Annotated in this window: 2 rRNA genes; both read left to right on the forward strand. The window is 53.1% G+C overall.

The features are described from left to right. Positions 1–129 precede the first annotated feature (129 nt). Positions 130–3,085: ribosomal RNA gene (locus KJB29_RS18960) — 23S ribosomal RNA — on the forward strand. A gap of 103 nt (positions 3,086–3,188) precedes the next feature. After that, positions 3,189–3,305: ribosomal RNA gene (gene rrf / locus KJB29_RS18965) — 5S ribosomal RNA — on the forward strand. Positions 3,306–3,361 lie beyond the last annotated feature (56 nt).

Consider the following 3,361-nt stretch of genomic DNA (forward strand, 5'->3'; position numbering starts at 1 on the left):
CGAAGGCTAGAGTCTTCGTGTTGATATCGTTCTTTGACAATTACATAGCGAGATGTAAGTAAAGGTATTTACCTTTTAGAGGTAAGTACGCAGGGTAGCACGACGTATTCAATTTCGGGAATACATTGTGATCAAGCTACTAAGGGCGTACGGTGGATGCCTAGGCAGAGAGAGGCGATGAAGGACGTGGTAAGCTGCGATAAGCTTCGGGGAGCCGCTAAACAGGCTTTGATCCGGAGATTTCCGAATGGGGAAACCCGGCAGAGGTCATGCTCTGTCATCGTGCACTGAATCCATAGGTGCATGAAGCGAACGGGGGGAACTGAAACATCTAAGTACCCCCAGGAAAAGAAAACAATAGTGATTCCGTCAGTAGCGGCGAGCGAAAGCGGAGAAGCCCAAACCGGTGATACTACGGTGTTGCCGGGGTTGTGGGGCCCCGACGTGGGATTGATGATGGGTAGCAGAACGGTCTGGAAAGTCCGGCCATAGCGGGTGATAGCCCCGTATGCGAAACCTTGATTCACCCTAGGGTGTCCCCGAGTACCGCGAGACACGTGAAATCTCGTGGGAATCCGGGAGGACCATCTCCCAAGGCTAAATACTACTCTCTGACCGATAGTGCACTAGTACCGTGAGGGAAAGGTGAAAAGTACTCCAATGAGGAGGGTGAAATAGAACCTGAAACCGTATGCCTACAAGCAGTGGGAGCCCCATGTATATCAGGGGTGACCGCGTGCCTTTTGCATAATGAGTCAGCGAGTTACTCTCGGCAGCGAGGTTAAGCTCATAGAGTGGAGCCGCAGCGAAAGCGAGTCTGAATAGGGCGCATGAGTTGCCGGGAGTAGACCCGAAACCGGGTGATCTATCCATGTCCAGGGTGAAAGGAAGGTAACACTTCGTGGAGGCCCGAACCCACTGGCGTTGAAAAGCCAGGGGATGAGGTGTGGATAGGAGTGAAAGGCTAATCAAACTCGGAGATAGCTGGTTCTCCCCGAAATATATTTAGGTATAGCCTCGTGAAGTAAGTAGTGGGGGTAGAGCACTGAATGGGCTAGGGGTCCTACCAGATTACCAAACCCAATCAAACTCCGAATACCACTAACTGTTATCACGGGAGTCAGACTGCGGGTGATAAGATCCGTAGTCAAAAGGGAAAGAGCCCAGACCGTCGGCTAAGGTCCCAAAATCCATGCTAAGTGGAAAACGATGTGGAAATGCCCAGACAACCAGGAGGTTGGCTTAGAAGCAGCCACCCTTTAAAGAAAGCGTAATAGCTCACTGGTCGAGTGGGTCTGCGCGGAAAATGTAACGGGGCTCAAGCATGGTACCGAAGCTGCGGATTCGCATCTTAAGATGCGAGTGGTAGGGGAGCATTGTGTAAGCCTGCGAAGGTCGACCGCGAGGACGGCTGGAGGTATCACAAGAGATTATGCTGACATGAGTAGCGAAAATGCGGGTGAGAAACCCGCACACCGAAAACCCAAGGGTTCCTCAGTAAAGGTAATCTGCTGAGGGTTAGTCGGTCCCTAAGGCGAGGCCGAAAGGCGTAGTTGATGGGAAACAGGTTAATATTCCTGTACCACTTGTCGTTGCGATGGGGGGACGGAGAAGGGTAGGCGAGCCGGGTGCTGGACGTCCCGGTTTAAGCGTGTAGGCGGGAGAGAGAGGCAAATCCCTTTCTCCATTCAACGCTGAGGCGTTATGACGAGGGGGTATCCCCACAAAGTCGTTGATCCCATGCTTCCAAGAAAAGCCTCTAAGCTTCAGACGGCAGGTGACCGTACCGTAAACCGACTCAGGTGGGTGAGGATAAATGTCCTAAGGTGCTTGAGAGAACACTGGTTAAGGAACTCGGCAAATTGACACCGTAACTTCGGGAGAAGGTGTGCCCTCACTAGGTGTAGCGATTCGCACGTGAAGCCGAAGAGGGTCGCAGAGAAATGGCGGTAGCGACTGTTTACTAAAAACACAGGACTCTGCTAAGTCGCAAGACGATGTATAGGGTCTGACGCCTGCCCGGTGCCGGAAGGTTAAGGGGATTTGTTAGCGTAAGCGAAGCTTTGAACCGAAGCCCCGGTAAACGGCGGCCGTAACTATAACGGTCCTAAGGTAGCGAAATTCCTTGTCGGGTAAGTTCCGACCTGCACGAATGGCGTAACGATTTCCGCGCTGTCTCAACCAGTGGCTCAGCGAAATTGAATTCTCGGTGAAGATGCCGAGTACCCGCGGCAAGACGGAAAGACCCCGTGAACCTTTACTACAGCTTGACAGTGACATTCGGAATAGCTTGTGTAGGATAGGTGGGAGACTATGAAGCTGGGACGCCAGTCTCGGTGGAGTCATCCTTGAAATACCACCCTGGTTGTTTTGGGTGTCTAACCTAGGCCCGTCATCCGGGTCGGGGACACTGTCTGGTGGGTAGTTTGACTGGGGCGGTCGCCTCCCAAAGTGTAACGGAGGCGCACGAAGGTTCCCTCAGGCTGATTGGAAACCAGCCGTAGAGTGCAAAGGCATAAGGGAGCTTGACTGCGAGACAGACAAGTCGAGCAGGTACGAAAGTAGGTCTTAGTGATCCGGCGGTTCTGTATGGAAGGGCCGTCGCTCAACGGATAAAAGGTACTCCGGGGATAACAGGCTGATCTCCCCCAAGAGTTCACATCGACGGGGAGGTTTGGCACCTCGATGTCGGCTCATCGCATCCTGGGGCTGAAGTAGGTCCCAAGGGTTTGGCTGTTCGCCAATTAAAGCGGTACGCGAGCTGGGTTTAAAACGTCGTGAGACAGTTTGGTCCCTATCTGCCGTGGGCGCAGGATACTTGAGAAGAGCTGTCCTTAGTACGAGAGGACCGGGATGGACGTACCTCTAGTGTTCCAGTTGTTCCGCCAGGAGCAGTCGCTGGGTAGCTATGTACGGAAAGGATAACCGCTGAAAGCATCTAAGCGGGAAGCCTCCTTCAAGATTAGGTATCCCTGGGAGCAATCCCCTGAAGGCCCGTTGTAGACCACAACGTTGATAGGCCGGGTGTGTAAGCGCAGCAATGCGCTCAGCTGACCGGTACTAATCGGCCGTGAGGCTTGATCATAATTATTTCCCGAACTATTTGACGGGGGTGGTAACCCCACCCCCCATATTTACCCCGTTAAACATCTCGCTCATGTGATTGGAAAGATACATCTACAAGTTTTCTCGGTGGCTATGCCGAGGGGGTCACACCCGTTCCCATCCCGAACACGGAAGTTAAGCCCCTCTGGGCCGATGATACTGCACGGGTAGCTGTGTGGGAAAGTAGGTCGCCGCCGGGAGTTTTATCCAAAAGCCCCGCTCTCTTCTCTGAGGGCGGGGCTTTTGCTGTTCCTAG

Origin of the sequence: Geobacter grbiciae, from assembly GCF_018531165.1 — a bacterium.
Taxonomy (GTDB): Bacteria; Desulfobacterota; Desulfuromonadia; order Geobacterales; family Geobacteraceae; genus Geobacter; species Geobacter metallireducens.